The sequence below is a fragment of the Rhizobium aureum genome (assembly GCF_030182495.1).
Classification (GTDB): domain Bacteria; phylum Pseudomonadota; class Alphaproteobacteria; order Rhizobiales; family Rhizobiaceae; genus Rhizobium; species Rhizobium tropici_C.
In genome coordinates this window covers 35,703-51,209 of sequence record NZ_JAQJCI010000007.1, presented here as the reverse complement: position 1 = coordinate 51,209, position 15,507 = coordinate 35,703, and the positions used below count along the sequence as shown (strand labels likewise).

The window sequence follows — 15,507 nt, the reverse complement described above, 5'->3', positions numbered from 1 at the left end:
CGAATCGTCAGGCAGCCTTGCCGGAACCGGTGAACTGACCCTGCGGACGATAGCGGACGAGATAGGACGGCAGCACGGAGATGAGCAGCGTCGGCAACAGGCCGATGCCCTTCAGCGTGCGTCCTTCCGCTTCCGCCTGCTTGGAAACGACGTTGTCGCTCTTCAGCAGCGTGACCTGATCGGAGGTGATCGGCGGCGTAATGAGCGGCACGAGCGAAGCAACCGAGCCGATCAGCGAAGCCAGGCCGAAGGGAATGGAGACGAGCGACTTCTTGCGGTTGATGACGGAAAGCGTGGTCTCGAGACATTCGCGGAAGGACAGCACTTCCGGGCCGCCGAGCTCATAGGTCGTGCCGGCCTTCAGCTTGCCGTCGACGCTGCGGGCAACGGTCTCGGCAATGTCCCCGACGTAAACAGGCTGGAACTTCGTCTTGCCGCCGCCGATCAGCGGCAGGAACGGCGCGGTGCGCGACATGTCAGCGAACTTGTTGAAGAATTCGTCTTCCGGTCCGAACACGATCGAAGGGCGCAGGATGATTGCATCCGGCTTGATCGATAGGATCGCGGTTTCGGCGCGAGCCTTGGTTCGGGCATAGACCGAAGGAGAGTTGGCATCGGCGCCCAGTGCCGAAATATGCGTCAGCGAGGCACCGGCATTGCGGGCGGCTTCCGCAATCGCCTTGGCGCCGAATTCCTGCACGGCGTCAAAGGTGTTGCGGCCGCTTGGGGCAAGGATGCCGACGCAGTTGACGACATGCTGAGCGCCTTCGACCGCGCGGTCGATGGAATTGCGGTAGCGCACATTGGCCTGAACGATCGAAATCTGGCCGAGATTGCCGAGCGGCTGCAGGAAGCCGGCAAGATCGGGACGGCGCACGGCAACGCGAATGCGATAGCCGCGCTTGGCGAGCGCACGCACGACATGCCGCCCGATGAAGCCTGATCCTCCGAACACGGTCACGAGCGGCGGGAGGTTGGACAGGGTCATGGTAGGCTCCTCGAAAGGCTTTGATTGGGCTGATCTGGTTTCGTCTTAGCCGATCCCGGCGCCGAGGTGAAGTGCTATCGCGCTGCGTTGCAGCGTCGCGTTTTCAAAGGGTTTAAACCCCTTCGACGACGACCATTTCTGCATCCGCGACCTGCTGGCGGATTTTGGCGGCGATCTGGTATTCCGGCGAATTGTAGCAATCGACGGCATGCTGCAGCGATGGAAATTCGATGACGACGTTGCGGCCGCGTGCCTGTCCCTCAAGCGGGGTAAACGCTCCGCCGCGGGCAAGGAAATTCGCGCCGTATTTCTCGAAGGCAGGCTTCGCGGCGGCGACATAATCCTTGTAGCGCTCGGGGTCGCGGACATCCACGCGCGCGATCCAATATCCCTTTGGCATGTTTTCCTCCCTGATTGTTGTCGTGGTTTAGAGCGCGGCGTCCATCTCGGCGAGGATGGCGCGGACGGCTTCCTTCGGATCGGCCGCCTTGACGATCGGCCTTGCGACGACCAGATGGCTCGAGCCGGCCTTGATAGCAGCGGCCGGCGTCATCACGCGCTTCTGGTCGCCCTTGTCGCTGCCGGCTGGCCGGATGCCGGGGGTCACCAGCGCCATATCAGGCCCGATGATCTTGCGAACGGCGGCCGACTCCTCCGCCGAACAGACGATACCGCCCATGCCGGCGAGATGCGCCTGTTCGGCCCGGCGCAGCACCAGCGTATGCGGATCATATTCATATCCCGCGGCGATGAGATCGCCTTCGTCCATCGAGGTCAGCACGGTGACACCGAGCAGGCAGAGGTCGGAGCCCTTGGCCGCTTCGACAGCCGCCTTCATGGCTTTCGGATACGCGTGCAGCGTCAGCATCGACATGCCCATCTTGACGATATTCTCCACGCCGGAGGCGACCGTATTGTCGATGTCGAGCAATTTCATATCGAGGAAGATCTTCTTGCCGCTGGCGGCAAGGTCGCGCGCGAATTCCAGGCCGCCGGCAAAGGCGAGCTGATAGCCGATCTTGTAATAGAGGATATCGTCGCCGAGGGCGCCGACCACTTTTTCGGCCTCCTGAAGGTTTGGAACATCCAGTCCAACGATCAAGCGGTCGCGTGCGGTCATCTCAGGCCCATCCCATCCAATCTTCCATGGGTGTCCAGTCGCATGAGACGGCGCGCTTCGCAAGATCGAAACAGAAAAGATTGCCGCCACCCGGCGGCTGATCACCCTGGCGCGCGATCGGCTTTCCCTCCAGATGGCATTTCAGCAGCGTGCCGACGCCGCCATGGCCGACGAAGGCGATCGGCACGTTCGGATCGTGGCGCGCAAGAACGGCCTCGACATTGGAGACGATTCTCGCCTGCGCGTCGATGGCGCGCTCCCAGCCGTTGAAGCTTTCATGCGGGTTGGCGAAGAACCAGTCCGCTGCTTTCTCGAACTCCGGCGGCGCCAGAAAACCTGTGGCACTGCGATCGTTTTCATGCATGGCCTCGATGATCTCGATCGGCGCACCGCTTGCCGCCGCCAAAGCTTCGGCCGTTTCGATCGCCTTGCGTTCGCCGCTGGAGACGATCAGGCTCAGCTTGCTGGCCCAAGGCCGGCTCGCCGCCAGCCGCGCACGCTCGGCGCCAGTGTCGGACAAGCCCCATTGCGGCACCGGCACATTCGGGTCGATCCGCACCTGCGGGTGCGTGACATAAAGAGCGTACATGGATTTCTCAGCGATTGTCTCAGCCGCGGCTATAGACCCAGAGCTGGGCCGGCGGAATATTGCGGACGATGAAATCATAGTGGCGGATATGATAGCGGTCCGGCTTGGCGATAATAGGCGAAACCGGCCCGTAGGAAATCTGCACCACCGGCCGGCCAGGCGGAATGCGGTCCAGCAGGTTTTCCAAAAGCGCGACACGCGCCTTCATGGGAAAATTGAGCAGAGGAATGCCTGAGACGACGGAATCGAAGGTCTGGCCGCGCAGCACGCCAAGCGTCGTATCGAGATCAAAGGCGTCGCCATTGATGAAATGCACGCCGGGATAAAGTTTGACGAGGTGGTTGTAGAAATCGGTCGAGTATTCGATGGCGACGAGGTTTTGCGGCTCGACGCCACGTGCCAGGATCGCCTTGGTGATGGCGCCAGTTCCCGGCCCGAGTTCCAGCACGGGCAGGCCCGATTGCGTGTTGATGACACCAGCCATCTTGCGCGCCGTGATCGATGAGGTGGGAACGATCGATCCCACGGTCTTCGGCCCTTGCATCATGCCCTTGAAGAAACGGATCTCCTCGTCGAACTTCTTGCCCAACCGTTCCTTGAGACGCAGCGCCATGCTCTCCCCCACCAGATGTTACGATCGCGACTTACATACCGCTTCTCTAGGATCTTGCAATGCGATGACGTAAAAACAAGAGAAAATGTCGCAATTCACAAAGGATCAAATAAAAGCGCCCTTGCGTTGCATAAACGCATGAAAGGGCGCTTTGGTTTCGCAGAGCCGGATGATTTCAGGTCGAACAGACCTGAAATCATCCGGCTCTTGAATCAAAAAAGTGGAGCATGATGTCGTCAGAAAACAGCTCACACTTTTCGGCATCATGCTCTACACGCGCATCGGCATCAGCACATAAAGCGCGTCGTCGCCGGCCGTGTCGCGGATGAGCGTCGGCGATCCGGCATCGGCCAGCAGGAACACGGCCGCGTCGCCGGAAAGCTGCGCGGTAATGTCGAGCAGGTATTTGGCATTGAAGCCGATTTCCATCGGATCCATCTCATAGCCGACGGCAACCTCCTCGGTCGCGCTGCCCGAATCCGGATTGTTGACGGTCAGCAGCAGCTGGCCGTCGGATAGTGCCAGCTTCACGGCACGGCCACGCTCGGACGAAATCGTCGAGACGCGGTCGACGGCCTGGGCGAAGGTCTGGCAATCGACCCGCATTTCCTTGTCGTTGTTGGCCGGAATGACGCGCTGATAGTCCGGGAAGGTGCCGTCGATCAGTTTCGAGGTCATGACGATGGAGCCGATCGTCAGGCGGATCTTGGCGTCGGAGACTTCGACGGTGACGATCGCATCCGGCGTGTCCACGAGCTTCTGCAGCTCGCCGACTGTCTTGCGTGGGATGATGATGCCGGGCATGCCTTCGGAGCCGGAAGGGGCGCTGACATCGGCGCGGGCCAGGCGATGGCCGTCCGTGGCGACAGCCCTGAGCTTCAGGTCGCCGCCGCTCTCGATCGTGTGGAAGAAAATGCCGTTCAGGTAGTAACGAGTCTCTTCGGTGGAGATCGCAAATTGCGTGCGGTCGATCAGCATCTTCAGATCCGAAGCCTTCAGCTTGAACGAATGGCTGAAGCTACCGGCGGTGAGATCCGGAAAGTCCGATTCCGGCAGGCATTGCAGCGAAAACTTCGAACGGCCGGAGGCGACCGTCATCGAGCTGCCGTCGGTGTTGGTGGCGAGAAGCACTTCCGAGCCGTCGGGAAGCTTGCGCACGATGTCGTAGAGCAGATGCGCAGGAACCGTGGTGGCGCCGGCCTGTTCGACATTGGCGGGCGTCGCCTCGGTGATTTCGAGATCGAGGTCGGTCGCCTTCATGTCGAGGTTCGTGCCATCGGCCTTGAGCAGCACGTTGGACAGGATCGGGATCGTGTTGCGACGCTCGACCACGCGATGCACGTGGTTCAGCGACTTCAGGAGGTTCGACCGCTCTATTGTAATACGCATGGATGCTACCGCTTTCGACCGTGACTAGCCGGGCGGCCCGAGGCGCCCGAGCGACATGTTTTCGGACAAGGCCCGAAAGATTGGACAGGCAACTTGGCAGACTTCTCCATCCGAATGCAAGAGGCATGGATCAATTGCCAGGCGTCAATTCGCCATTTCGTCGGCAATGCTCCACAGGAATTGCACCGCTCTTGCCGTCCGTGCGCGCCTCGCCCATAAAGGCTGCTTATCCCAAGTGAATTCAGGACCGGCATGAACGAAGAGCAATCAGACGGCGGGACACGCAGTTTCCGCCTGCATAACAATCAGATCCCGGCCCGCCCCCTCGAACCGGCGCTCTATCTGGTCGCTACGCCAATCGGTAATCTCGGCGACATCACGCTGCGGGCGCTGGAAACGCTGGCCGGTGCCGACGTGCTCGCCTGCGAGGATACGCGTGTGACGCGCGTCCTGCTTGATCGCTACGGCATCCAGAACAAGCCCTACTCCTATCACGAGCACAATGCCGACGAGGCCGGCCCGCGGCTGCTGCAGGCTTTGGAGGCCGGCCGCTCGGTGGCGCTCGTCTCCGATGCCGGTACGCCGCTCGTCTCCGATCCCGGCTATCGGCTGGCCGTGCAGGCGATCGAGGCGGGTTATAAGGTTGTGCCCATTCCAGGCGCCTCCGCGCCGCTGGCGGCCCTTGTCGGTTCCGGCCTGCCGAACGATGCCTTCTTCTTCGCCGGTTTCCTGCCCGCCAAGGACAAGGGCCGCCGCGACCGCCTGGCCGAGCTGGCAACCGTCCCCGCGACCCTCATCTTCTTTGAATCGCCGCATCGCATCGCCGCGACCCTTGCCGCCGCCGCCGATGTGCTTGGCGGTGAGCGCACAGGCGCCGTCTGCCGCGAGCTGACGAAGACCTTCGAGGAATTCCGCCGCGGCACGTTGTCCGAACTCGCGTCGTTCTATGACGCCGTCGACAATGTGAAGGGCGAGATCGTCTGGCTCGTCGGCCCGCCCGGCGAAAGCGTTGCGGCAGAGGCCGATGTCGATGCCATTCTCGCCGATCTCTCAGGGACGATGCCGACCGCCAAGGCGGCAACCGAAGCCGCGCGTCTGACCGGCCTGCCGCGAAAGGAGCTTTATCAGCGCCTGCTGGATATGAAGGAGCGTCATGGCTGAGCCGAGGTTTGAGGTTGGCGAAAAGCTCAAACGGCAAAAGGCCTGGCGTCGCGGCCATATGGCCGAATATCTCGCCGCCGCCTTCCTGATGCTCAAGGGCTATCGCATTCTCGCCATCCGCCACCGCACCAAGCTCGGCGAAATCGATATAGTCGCCCGCAAGGGTGATCTCGCCATCTTCGTCGAGGTCAAGTCGCGGCGCGGCGCACAGGAGGCGATCGACGCGGTTTCCTTCTCCTCGCAAAACCGCATCCGTGCCGCGAGCGACCTATGGCTCGCCCGACAGCCGGATTTTGCCCGCCTGTCACAGCGCTATGACATCGTCGCCATGTTGCCCGGCCGCTGGCCGCAGCATTTTCCGGATGCGTTTTGAGCACGGCGTTACAGGACCGTCACAAAATCATCCTATTGCCGAGCGATCAACGCTCGCGATTTTCCCGCCGGCGCGCATCATCTCGTTTCGACAGGCCTTATCATGATCCGCAACATCGTTTCCGCCTTTACCGTTCCCTCACAGGAGGAGCGCAGGGGCTTCGTTTCGCTTGAAAAAACCGCGGCCATTCATGCCGAGAAGCTTGCATCGCTCGCCTGCCTGAATGCGGTGCGCATCGGCGGGGCGGGCGCCAGGATCGAGGCTCTGTCCTTTCCGTTTACGGTCGCGGCCTGGAATCTCGAGCGCTGCCTGTTTCCGGAGGAAAGTGCGGCCAAGCTGCGGGAAACCGGCGCACCGCTGGTGCTGCTGTCGGAAATGGATCTGGGCATGGCCCGCACAGAACAGCGGGATCCGACCACCATCATCGCCGGCGAACTCGGCATGAGCCATGCCTATGGTGTCGAGTTTCTGGAGTTGAGCCTCGGTTCGGAGATCGAGCGCTCTTACTGCCGCGATGATTTCAATGAGAAGGGCTTTCATGGCAATGCCTTGATGGCTTCGGTCGCCCTGAAGGATGCTTTCTTGTTCCGCCTGCCGGGCGAGGCCGTCTGGTTCAACGACAGCAACGAGCAGCCGCGCATCGGCGATCGCTGTGCCGTTGGCGCGATCGTCGAGACCGAGGCGGGTCCGATGGTCGCCGTTTCCGTTCACCTCGAAAGTGTTGCGACCGCTGCCTATCGCGAGCGGCAGATGGCGGCACTGATCGATGAGGTCGAAGCCTTCGCACCCGGCCTGCCGATCCTGATCGGCGGCGATCTCAACACCGGCAACCATACCGGCGGCGATTATTCGACGGATACGCTTTTCGCCATGGCCGAAGGCCGTGGTTTCGAATGCCATGGCGGGCCGCTCGATCAGACGAGCACGCGTCCGAGCCTGATCACGCGTTTCCCTGACCGCGCCATGAAGCTCGATTGGTTTATCACCCGCGGCTTGAAGATCGGCCAAAGCCATCTCGTGTCTTCTCTCAATGGTGAGGGCAAGCCGCTCTCCGACCACGATATGGTCGTATGCACGATCGAAGGCTTTTCAGCCTGATCGCTGCAATCGTTAAAATGCGCTGGGTTTCATGAACCGCGCCGTTACCGCTTCCATGCGATGAGGTCGCAGACGCGCATGGAATTGGGGGATTGCATGGTCTTGAAACTGATGTTGGCGAGCATGGCGGCTTTTGCCGCGCGTGCCGTCCCGGCCGTAGTCGCGCTGCCGCAGTCGAAAAGCTTCGTAGCTGGCGCCAGCAACGAAATGGAAATGAAGCCGTCGCCGATCGAACCCTCCTGGGTTTTGTCGGGTAATCCGGTCGCCCGCATCGCCGAGCATTCGCGCGGGCAGGACGATGCCGCGATGACGGCGTTGTGGGATTGCACCGCTGGCGAGTTCCGCTGGTATTTCGGCTGGGACGAAACGGTGATGATCCTCGAGGGTGAGGTGCATATCACTACGGAAGACGGCGTCGAGCGGACGCTCAGCGCCGGCGATGTCGCCTATTTCGCCGGCGGCACCTGGGCGACATGGCGCATCGATCGCTACCTGCGCAAGGTCGCCTTTCTGCGCAAGCCGTTCCCGAAGCCTCTGACGATGGCTTATCGCCTGCGCAACTTCGTCCGCCAGGGCGGCGCACAGGGTCTTGCCGCCTGAGTGCGGCAGGCCTGTCGAGCAAACCTCCGGCGGAAGCCCTTGAATAGTCGTTGCGTTTGGATGCGGGCCGACCTACATCTGTGCGCAAATCCGAGCGAGGGCTGATTATGGCTGGTATCAAGAATGTTGCGGTCCAGATGGACCATGTGAAAAGCATCAACATTGCGGGTGACTCCACCTTCGCCATGAGCCTCGAGGCGCAGAACCGTGGCTACAAGCTCTTCCATTACACGCCAGAGCGGCTGAGCATGCGCGACGGCAGGATCTATGCCTCCGTCGAGCCGATGATCCTGCGCGACGTCAAGGGCGATCACTTCGAACTCGGCGAACCCGAGCGCGTCGATCTCTCGACGATGGACGTGGTGCTGCTGCGCCAGGACCCGCCCTTTGACATGGCCTATATCACCTCGACACATCTGCTCGAACGCATCCATCCGAAGACGCTCGTCGTCAACGATCCGGCATGGGTGCGCAACTCGCCTGAAAAGATCTTCGTCACCGAATTCGCCGATCTCATGCCGAAGACGCTGATCACCCGCGATCCGGCTGAAATCCGCCGTTTCCGCGATGAAATGGGCGATATCATCCTGAAGCCGCTCTACGGCAATGGCGGCGCCGGTGTGTTCCACTCGACCCGCGACGACCGCAATCTCTCGTCCCTGCTCGAGATGTTCGGCCAGCTCTTCCGCGAACCCTTCATTGCCCAGCAATATCTCCCCGACGTGCGCAAGGGCGACAAGCGCATCATCCTCGTCGATGGCGAGGCCGTCGGCGCGATCAACCGCGTGCCGGCCGAGCATGACGCCCGCTCCAACATGCATGTGGGCGGTCGCGCCGAAGCGACCGAGCTGACAGCGCGCGAGAAGGAAATCTGCAAGCGCATCGGACCGGCCCTGAAGGAGCGCGGCTTCCTGCTCGTCGGCATCGACGTCATCGGCGACTATATGACCGAGATCAACGTGACGTCGCCGACCGGCCTCCGCGAAGTCAAGCGCTTCGGTGGCGCCGATATCGCCAGCCTGCTCTGGGATGCGATCGAAGCCAAGCGATCCTGACCGGCAGTTCCCGCCACGCTTTCAGCTGAATGATCTATTTACCCCCGCATGTCGATAATTTCGACATGCGGGGTGAAATTTTTGTTCGTTTATTGTTCTTGTTTCATTCCTTGTCTTATGCCAGATTGCAACCCGAAGTTTGCTGATCGGGGCACGTAACGGCAAACGGGTTCGGCGACAGGGGATAGGGCATGGTAGCGCGCGTCAGTACGGTGGCGTTTCAGGGGATCGAAGGCGTACCCGTCGAAGTGCAGGTGATGATCGCGCCGGGCAAGGTGCTGATGCATATCGTCGGCCTGCCCGACAAGGCGGTGGCCGAGAGCCGGGAGCGGGTTCAGGCGGCGCTGCACGCCTCCGGCCTTGCCCTGCCGCCGAAGAAAGTCACGGTCAATCTCGCGCCGGCGGACCTGCCCAAGGAGGGCAGCCACTTCGATCTTGCCATCGCGCTTGGGCTGATGGCGGCGCTCGGCGCGATCCCCGCTGATGCCCTGTCGTCCTACACCGTTATCGGCGAACTCAATCTGGATGGCACGATTGCACCCGTTGCCGGCGCGCTTCCCGCCGCGATCGCCGCCAATGCCATGGGCAGAGGGCTGATCTGCCCGGCCGAAAGCGGCCCCGAAGCCGCCTGGGCCGGCAAGGAGATCGATATTCTGGCGCCGCGTAGTTTGATCGCGCTCGCCAATCATTTCCGTGGCACACAGGTCCTGTCACGGCCGGAACCGTCAGTCCGCGCCAATGCCGCCAACCTGCCCGACCTCGCCGATATCAAGGGGCAGGAAAGCGCCAAGCGCGCCCTGGAAGTGGCGGCCGCCGGCGGCCATAATCTGCTTTTCGTCGGGCCTCCCGGCTCCGGCAAGTCGATGCTCGCCTCGCGCCTGCCGTCGATCCTGCCGCCCTTGTCGACGAATGAACTGCTGGAAGTGTCGATGATCCATTCGATCGCCGGTCAGCTTTCCGGCGGCAAGCTCTCGGACCGGCGGCCTTATCGCGCGCCGCATCATTCCGCCACTATGGCGGCGCTCGTCGGTGGCGGCTTTCGCGCTCGGCCAGGCGAAGTGTCGCTCGCCCATCACGGCATTCTGTTCCTTGACGAACTACCGGAGTTTTCGCCGCAGGCGCTCGATGCGCTGCGCCAGCCGCTGGAAACCGGCGAATGCGTCATCGCCAGAGCAAACCACCGTGTCTCCTATCCGGCCGGCATTCAGCTCGTGGCGGCGATGAACCCGTGTCGTTGCGGCATGGCCGGCGAGCCGGGGCATACCTGCGCCCGTGGGCCGCGTTGCGCATCCGATTATCAAGGCCGCATTTCCGGCCCCTTGCTCGATCGTATCGATATCCGCATCGACGTGCCGGCGGTCTCCGCCGCCGACCTCATCCGGCCGACAGCCTCGGAAAGCAGTGCTGATGTCGCGCTCCGCGTCGCCCGCGCCCGCGAACGGCAGCGGGAACGCTTCGAACGAGCCGGCATGAAGGACGTCGCCACCAACGCCCGCTGCTCGACAGCGGTGATCGAAACCATCGCCGAGCCGGATGCCGCCGGCCTGCAATTGCTGCGCGACGCGGCCGAGAAGATGAAATTCTCCGCCCGTGGCTATCATCGCATTCTCAAGGTGGCGCGTACCCTTGCCGATCTCGATGACAAGCCGACCGTCGGGCGCATCCATCTTGCCGAAGCCATCTCCTACCGGATTGCCGGCGAGCGACTGACCGCGCATGCCTGACAATTCGAGACTCTGCAGCACCCGATCGCCTTCAGCCTGCTCAAATAAAAAGGGCGCCGCAGCACCCCTTTCTCAATCAATTACTGCCGTTAACTCAGCCGCCAAGTCCTTCGAACAGCGCCGTCGAGAGATAACGCTCGGCGAAGGACGGGATGATGACCACGATGGTCTTGCCTTCGTTTTCGGGACGCTGGCCGATCTTGATCGCGGCCGTCAATGCTGCACCCGAAGAAATACCGACTGGCACGCCTTCGAGCTTGGCGACGAGCCGCGCCTGCTGGAACGCCTCGTCATTGCTGACGGTGACCACCTCGTCATAGACATGAGTGTCGAGGATCTTCGGCGCGAAGCCGGCGCCGATGCCCTGGATCTTGTGCGGGCCGGGATTGCCGCCGGAGAGAACAGGCGAATCCGTCGGCTCGACAGCGATGACCTTGATGTCGGGCTTGCGGGCTTTCAGAACTTGGCCGACGCCGGTGATCGTGCCGCCAGTGCCGATGCCGGCAACGAAGATATCGACCTTGCCTTCGGTATCGTTCCAGATTTCCTCGGCTGTCGTCTTGCGATGGATTTCCGGATTGGCGGGATTTTCGAACTGCTGCGGAATGATCGCATCCGGCAGGCTCGAGGCCAGCTCTTCCGCCTTGGCGATCGCACCCTTCATGCCCTTCGGTCCCTCGGTCAGCACCAGCTCGGCGCCGAGCAGCGCCAGCATCTTGCGCCGCTCGATCGACATGGTCTCGGGCATGGTGAGGATAAGGCGATAACCCTTGGCGGCGGCGGCGAAGGCGAGCGCGATGCCGGTATTGCCCGAGGTCGGCTCGATCAGCACGGTCCTGCCGGGAGCAATCTTGCCCTGCGATTCCAGGCTCTCGATCATGGCGACACCGATGCGGTCCTTCACGGACGCGATCGGATTGAAGAACTCGAGCTTTGCCAGGAGGTTGGCCTTGACGCCCTTCTCCTTCGCCAGCTTGTCGAGGCGGACGATCGGCGTGTCACCAATGGTCTCGGTGATCGAGGTATAGACGCGGCCGCGACCGGGTTTGCGGGTGTCGGACATGGGTAGCTCTCCCTACGTTTGAATTATGCGGTGACAATAGGATCAAACGCCTGCGGACACCAGAGTGCGCGCCCTTTGTGCCGCATCGGCCGTGAGAAAAGAATCTCCGGGAACCTTTCTCCGGGGATGTTTATTTCACGCGGCACGTGCCGCGATGAAGGCGGCCGTAGCGGCGAGGATGCTGGCCGCGACCCGGTTCAGGATCTGCAGCGCCCTCGGCTTCTTGAGGAAGGTGCGCGCCCGCGACGCCAGCAACATATAGGGCACGAGAACGATCAGAAGGACGACGAAGGTCGCCGCCACCAGCGTCGCATATTCGCGCAGCCCGATGCTGCCGATATCGATCAGGGTCGGCACCAGCGCGACATAGAAAAGCATGGTCTTGGGGTTGCCGAGCGTGACAAGCAGGCCGGAGAGGAAGGACATGCCGGCGCCGTTCGATTTCTTCGCGGCAACGTCGGTTGCAAGCAGGCCCGCTGTCCAGAGCTTCCAGGCGATATAGCCGAGATAAAGCGCACCGGCGATCTTGATGAGGATGAAGACCTCGGTGAAAGTCTGCGCGACAAAGGCAAGCCCGAGAACGACCGCCGTCAGGTAGATGGTGTCGCCGAGCACGAGGCCGAGGCCCATGAAGAAGGTCTCGCGAAAGCCGGAGCCGAGGGCGCGCGCCACGATTGCCGTGATGCCCGGGCCGGGAATGGCCGCCGCGACGAAGAGCGCGCCGCAATAGGCGAGCAGGGATGCGAGCGTCATGACTATTTCCTCCTCAGATGGTGCCTGCTCTATCGCACCACCTTTGCGTTTTCAAGCGATTGCGCTGATGCTGCGAACATACTACCAAGGCGTTGACGACGCGTCGAAACCGCTCTGCCCAAGGATATCATGTCTTCCGCATTGCTCCTGATCGATCTTCAGAATTCCATCCTGACCGGCCTCGGCACGCCGGAGCGTCAGCCTGATATCGATGCTGCGTTGGAGGCTGTTATCGCCAAGCTCGCGGCGCTGAAGCACAGCGCCCGCGCCGCTGGCATTCCCGCCTTCATCGTCCAGCATGACGGCACCCCAGGGCATCGCCTGGCGAAACGCGGCGAAGGCTGGCAATTGCGCCGGGAAATCGCCCCTGAAGCCGGCGATGTCGTGGTGCACAAGACGAGCTGCGATTCCTTCTTCGAGACGGATCTGGAGGTGCGGCTCAAGGGCCGTGGCGTCACCCATCTCATCGTCGGCGGCTGCATGACCCAATTCTGCGTCGATACGACCGTGCGGCGCGCCGTTTCGCTCGGTTTCGACGTCTCGCTGATATCCGACGGGCACACGACGGCGGATATGGGCAAACTGAGCTTCGAAGAGATTGTCACCCACCACAATATGCTGCTTGACGGCTTCGATGCCGGGCCGCATGAAATCAAGCTGGTCGCATCCACCGACATCTCCTTCTGAAGCCCTCTCTCCGCCGGAGTCTCCATGCCGCATCTGACCAGTATCATCACCTTTGCCCTGATCGCCGTCGGAATGGTGGTGACGCCAGGGCCGAACATGATTTATCTGGTGTCGCGGTCGATCTCGCAGGGGCCGGCGGCGGGACTGATCTCGCTTGGCGGCGTGGCGCTCGGCTTCGTCTTCTATATGCTTTCGGCTGCGCTCGGTATCACGGCCTTCCTGTTCGCCGTGCCCTTTGCCTATGACGCGCTGCGTCTTGTCGGTGCGGCCTATCTCGCTTGGCTCGCCTGGAATGCCTTGAAGCCGGGCGGTCGGTCCGCCTTTCAGGTCCGCGATCTCCCAAAAGATGGGCCGCGCAAACTCTTCGCTATGGGCCTGGTGACCAGTCTGCTGAACCCGAAGGTCGCGGTCCTCTATCTTTCGCTGCTGCCGCAGTTCATTGATCCCGCTAACGGCAGCGTCTTCAGCCAATCCGTCATTTTCGGCTTTACCCATATTGCTGTCAGCCTCACGCTCAATTCCATCTTTGCGCTGACGGCCGGCTCCGTCTCGCTGTTCTTCTCAAGCCGCCCGTCCTTCATGCTGGTGCAGCGCTGGCTGATGGGCACGGTGCTGGCCGGGCTCGCCGTACGAATGGCTTTCGAGGCGCAGCGCTGATGCGAGCCGTCATCGTCGGTCTTCTGACGCTCGCCTCGCTCGCAAGCCTAGCGCCGCTCGCTTTGGCGGCAGAGAAGGGAACGCAGACGATCGTCTTCATGCGCCATGGCGAAAAGCCAGAAGCAGGTCTCGGCCAGCTGAGCTGCCAAGGTCTTAACCGGTCGCTTGCCCTGCCGCCGGTGCTCAGCAAGCTCTTCGGCAAGCCTGCGGCGATCTTTGCGCCGGATCCGTCGAAGCGGAAGGAGGATTCAGGCATCTCCTACGACTATATCCGTCCGCTCGCCACCATCGAGCCGACTGCCGTTGCGTTCGGGCTGCCTGTTGATACCAGCTTCGGCTATGAGGACATCGATGATCTGAAAGCCGAGCTGAAGAAGCCAGTCTATGCCGGCAAGCTCATCTTCGTCGCCTGGGAACATAAGCAGATCGTCGATCTCGCCCGCCAGCTGATGAGCGAGAATGGTGGCGATGAAAAAGCGGTGCCGAAATGGCATGGCAAGGATTTCGACAGCCTCTATGTGCTGCACATCGGCGGCAAGGCTGGATCAGGCGCGACCTTCGAGAAGATGGCTGAGGGGCTCGATGGCCAACCGCAGAGTTGCCCGCAGCCGGCTAAGTAAACCTGGAACACCGGCCACATGAGCAGGTGATCATTCGGCGGCGCCTTTGGAAAGATGGTGATTTCTATTCCAGGGCAGGGGGATCGTCCATCCCAGGTTCATGCCGGCGGCAGCCGCGAGGATGATGATCGCGCCGATGACCTGGGCTGCGCCGAGCACATGGCCGAAGGCGAAGCGATCGACCACGATGGCGGCGATCGGATAGATGAAGGATAACGCGCCGGTCAGATGCGTCGGCAGCTTCTGGATGGCGCCGTAAAGCAGCACATACATCAACCCGGTATGGACGACGCCCATGGTGACGAGGATCGACCAGCCGCCGACATCCTGGGGTGCGGCCGAGAAATTGGTGAAGGGCGCCAGCATCAGGATGCCGGTCGAAACCTGGATGAGAGCGATCAGGTGCGGCGGCGTGCCCTTCAACCATTTGGCGGCGATGGCTGCCAGCGCATAGAAGAAGGCCGCGCCCAGCGAAAGCAGGATGCCGATCGTATAACTACCGGTGCCGGCTCCCTCGCTCGGCTTGCCTTCGACGATCACAGCCATGCCGGCAAAGGCGAGAGCCAGCCAGAAGAGCTTGGTGAAGGTGATCCGTTCGCCGAGGAACAATGCGCCGAGCCCCAGCAGCATGAAGGGCTGCGTATTGTAGACGGTCGTGGCAATAGAAATGGAGGCGTGCGAATAGGCGGCGAACAGCAGCAGCCAGTTGAGGACGATGGCAATCCCGCCACCGACGGCGATGGAAAATGTCTTGAGATTGACGATGCCGGGGCGGAGCAGGCCCATGGCAGCGCAGATGACGAGCAGTGTCAGCGCGCCGAAGAAACAGCGCCAGAAGACGACCCCGCTCACCGCCTGTCCGGACATCAGCACAAACCAGCCGATCGTCCCTGAAATCAGCATGGCTGCCGTCATTTCCACTGTGCCGCGTTTTATCTCGTTCATCACCTTGACTCCCATCTATCGGAGCCAATCATATTGCGACGGGAGCATGGATAATATAGATTTATTTAGGCA

Annotated in this window: 18 protein-coding genes; 9 read left to right on the top strand and 9 right to left on the bottom strand. The window is 61.7% G+C overall.

Annotated features, from left to right (window positions below; translation table 11 throughout):
• Nucleotides 1-7 precede the first annotated feature (7 nt).
• The 6 genes from PH552_RS18025 to dnaN form a co-directional block, all read right to left on the bottom strand.
• Nucleotides 8-988, bottom strand: a complete 981-nt coding sequence (locus tag PH552_RS18025) for a complex I NDUFA9 subunit family protein (RefSeq protein WP_113251314.1) — start codon at nt 986-988, stop codon at nt 8-10.
• Between the two features lie 112 nt (nt 989-1,100).
• Nucleotides 1,101-1,388 carry a DUF1330 domain-containing protein gene (locus PH552_RS18020; protein WP_075856622.1) on the bottom strand — a complete coding sequence of 96 codons (288 nt, stop codon included), beginning with the start codon at nt 1,386-1,388 and terminating at the stop codon, nt 1,101-1,103.
• Between the two features lie 27 nt (nt 1,389-1,415).
• The gene (gene pyrF, locus PH552_RS18015; protein WP_169644189.1) at nt 1,416-2,108 is read right to left on the bottom strand and encodes an orotidine-5'-phosphate decarboxylase; all 693 of its coding nucleotides are present in this window, start codon (nt 2,106-2,108) and stop codon (nt 1,416-1,418) included.
• A gap of 1 nt (nt 2,109) precedes the next feature.
• Nucleotides 2,110-2,697, bottom strand: a complete 588-nt coding sequence (locus PH552_RS18010) for a histidine phosphatase family protein (RefSeq protein ID WP_183762328.1) — start codon at nt 2,695-2,697, stop codon at nt 2,110-2,112.
• A gap of 19 nt (nt 2,698-2,716) precedes the next feature.
• Nucleotides 2,717-3,310 carry a phospholipid N-methyltransferase PmtA gene (pmtA, locus tag PH552_RS18005; RefSeq protein WP_112343587.1) on the bottom strand — a complete coding sequence of 198 codons (594 nt, stop codon included), beginning with the start codon at nt 3,308-3,310 and terminating at the stop codon, nt 2,717-2,719.
• Between the two features lie 270 nt (nt 3,311-3,580).
• Nucleotides 3,581-4,699 (bottom strand): DNA polymerase III subunit beta, encoded by a 1,119-nt coding sequence (gene dnaN / locus PH552_RS18000; protein WP_112343588.1) that lies wholly within the window; start codon nt 4,697-4,699, stop codon nt 3,581-3,583.
• Between the two features lie 252 nt (nt 4,700-4,951).
• Here dnaN and rsmI point away from each other — a divergent pair, with 252 nt between their 5' ends.
• From rsmI to PH552_RS17970, 6 genes are all read left to right on the top strand, one after another.
• Nucleotides 4,952-5,860 carry a 16S rRNA (cytidine(1402)-2'-O)-methyltransferase gene (gene rsmI / locus PH552_RS17995; RefSeq protein ID WP_169644195.1) on the top strand — a complete coding sequence of 303 codons (909 nt, stop codon included), beginning with the start codon at nt 4,952-4,954 and terminating at the stop codon, nt 5,858-5,860.
• Nucleotides 5,853-6,233 (top strand): YraN family protein, encoded by a 381-nt coding sequence (locus PH552_RS17990; protein WP_169644197.1) that lies wholly within the window; start codon nt 5,853-5,855, stop codon nt 6,231-6,233. Before rsmI ends, PH552_RS17990 begins: the two co-directional genes overlap by 8 nt.
• Nucleotides 6,234-6,335: 102 nt before the next feature.
• Nucleotides 6,336-7,331, top strand: coding sequence for an exonuclease/endonuclease/phosphatase family protein (locus tag PH552_RS17985; protein WP_169644199.1), 996 nt, complete (start codon nt 6,336-6,338; stop codon nt 7,329-7,331).
• A gap of 96 nt (nt 7,332-7,427) precedes the next feature.
• Nucleotides 7,428-7,931, top strand: coding sequence for a cupin domain-containing protein (locus tag PH552_RS17980; RefSeq protein WP_183762331.1), 504 nt, complete (start codon nt 7,428-7,430; stop codon nt 7,929-7,931).
• 107 nt (nt 7,932-8,038) lie between these two features.
• Complete coding sequence (gene gshB, locus PH552_RS17975; protein WP_112343592.1) at nt 8,039-8,986, top strand: glutathione synthase; 948 nt, start codon at nt 8,039-8,041, stop codon at nt 8,984-8,986.
• A gap of 191 nt (nt 8,987-9,177) precedes the next feature.
• Nucleotides 9,178-10,710 carry a YifB family Mg chelatase-like AAA ATPase gene (locus PH552_RS17970; RefSeq protein WP_183762333.1) on the top strand — a complete coding sequence of 511 codons (1,533 nt, stop codon included), beginning with the start codon at nt 9,178-9,180 and terminating at the stop codon, nt 10,708-10,710.
• Nucleotides 10,711-10,804: 94 nt separating this feature from the next.
• On the opposite strand, the gene cysK is transcribed toward PH552_RS17970, so the two are convergent.
• Both cysK and PH552_RS17960 read right to left on the bottom strand, forming a co-directional pair.
• Entirely contained in the window at nt 10,805-11,773 is a 969-nt protein-coding gene (gene cysK, locus PH552_RS17965) for a cysteine synthase A (protein WP_112343594.1), read from the bottom strand.
• A gap of 135 nt (nt 11,774-11,908) precedes the next feature.
• Nucleotides 11,909-12,526 carry a LysE family translocator gene (locus PH552_RS17960; protein WP_183762336.1) on the bottom strand — a complete coding sequence of 206 codons (618 nt, stop codon included), beginning with the start codon at nt 12,524-12,526 and terminating at the stop codon, nt 11,909-11,911.
• Nucleotides 12,527-12,655: 129 nt separating this feature from the next.
• Here PH552_RS17960 and PH552_RS17955 point away from each other — a divergent pair, with 129 nt between their 5' ends.
• The 3 genes from PH552_RS17955 to PH552_RS17945 are packed head-to-tail and all read left to right on the top strand — an operon-like array spanning nt 12,656 to nt 14,490.
• Nucleotides 12,656-13,213 carry a cysteine hydrolase family protein gene (locus tag PH552_RS17955; RefSeq protein WP_183762339.1) on the top strand — a complete coding sequence of 186 codons (558 nt, stop codon included), beginning with the start codon at nt 12,656-12,658 and terminating at the stop codon, nt 13,211-13,213.
• A gap of 24 nt (nt 13,214-13,237) precedes the next feature.
• Complete coding sequence (locus tag PH552_RS17950; protein ID WP_183762342.1) at nt 13,238-13,870, top strand: LysE family translocator; 633 nt, start codon at nt 13,238-13,240, stop codon at nt 13,868-13,870.
• A complete protein-coding gene (locus tag PH552_RS17945) occupies nt 13,870-14,490 on the top strand; it encodes a hypothetical protein (RefSeq protein ID WP_183762345.1) in 621 nt (206 codons plus the stop codon). The genes PH552_RS17950 and PH552_RS17945 overlap by 1 nt, the downstream gene beginning before the upstream one ends.
• A gap of 30 nt (nt 14,491-14,520) precedes the next feature.
• Here the strand turns inward: PH552_RS17945 and PH552_RS17940 are convergent, their stop codons facing one another.
• Nucleotides 14,521-15,435, bottom strand: coding sequence for a DMT family transporter (locus PH552_RS17940; protein ID WP_113249837.1), 915 nt, complete (start codon nt 15,433-15,435; stop codon nt 14,521-14,523).
• Between the last annotated feature and the right edge of the window lie 72 nt (nt 15,436-15,507).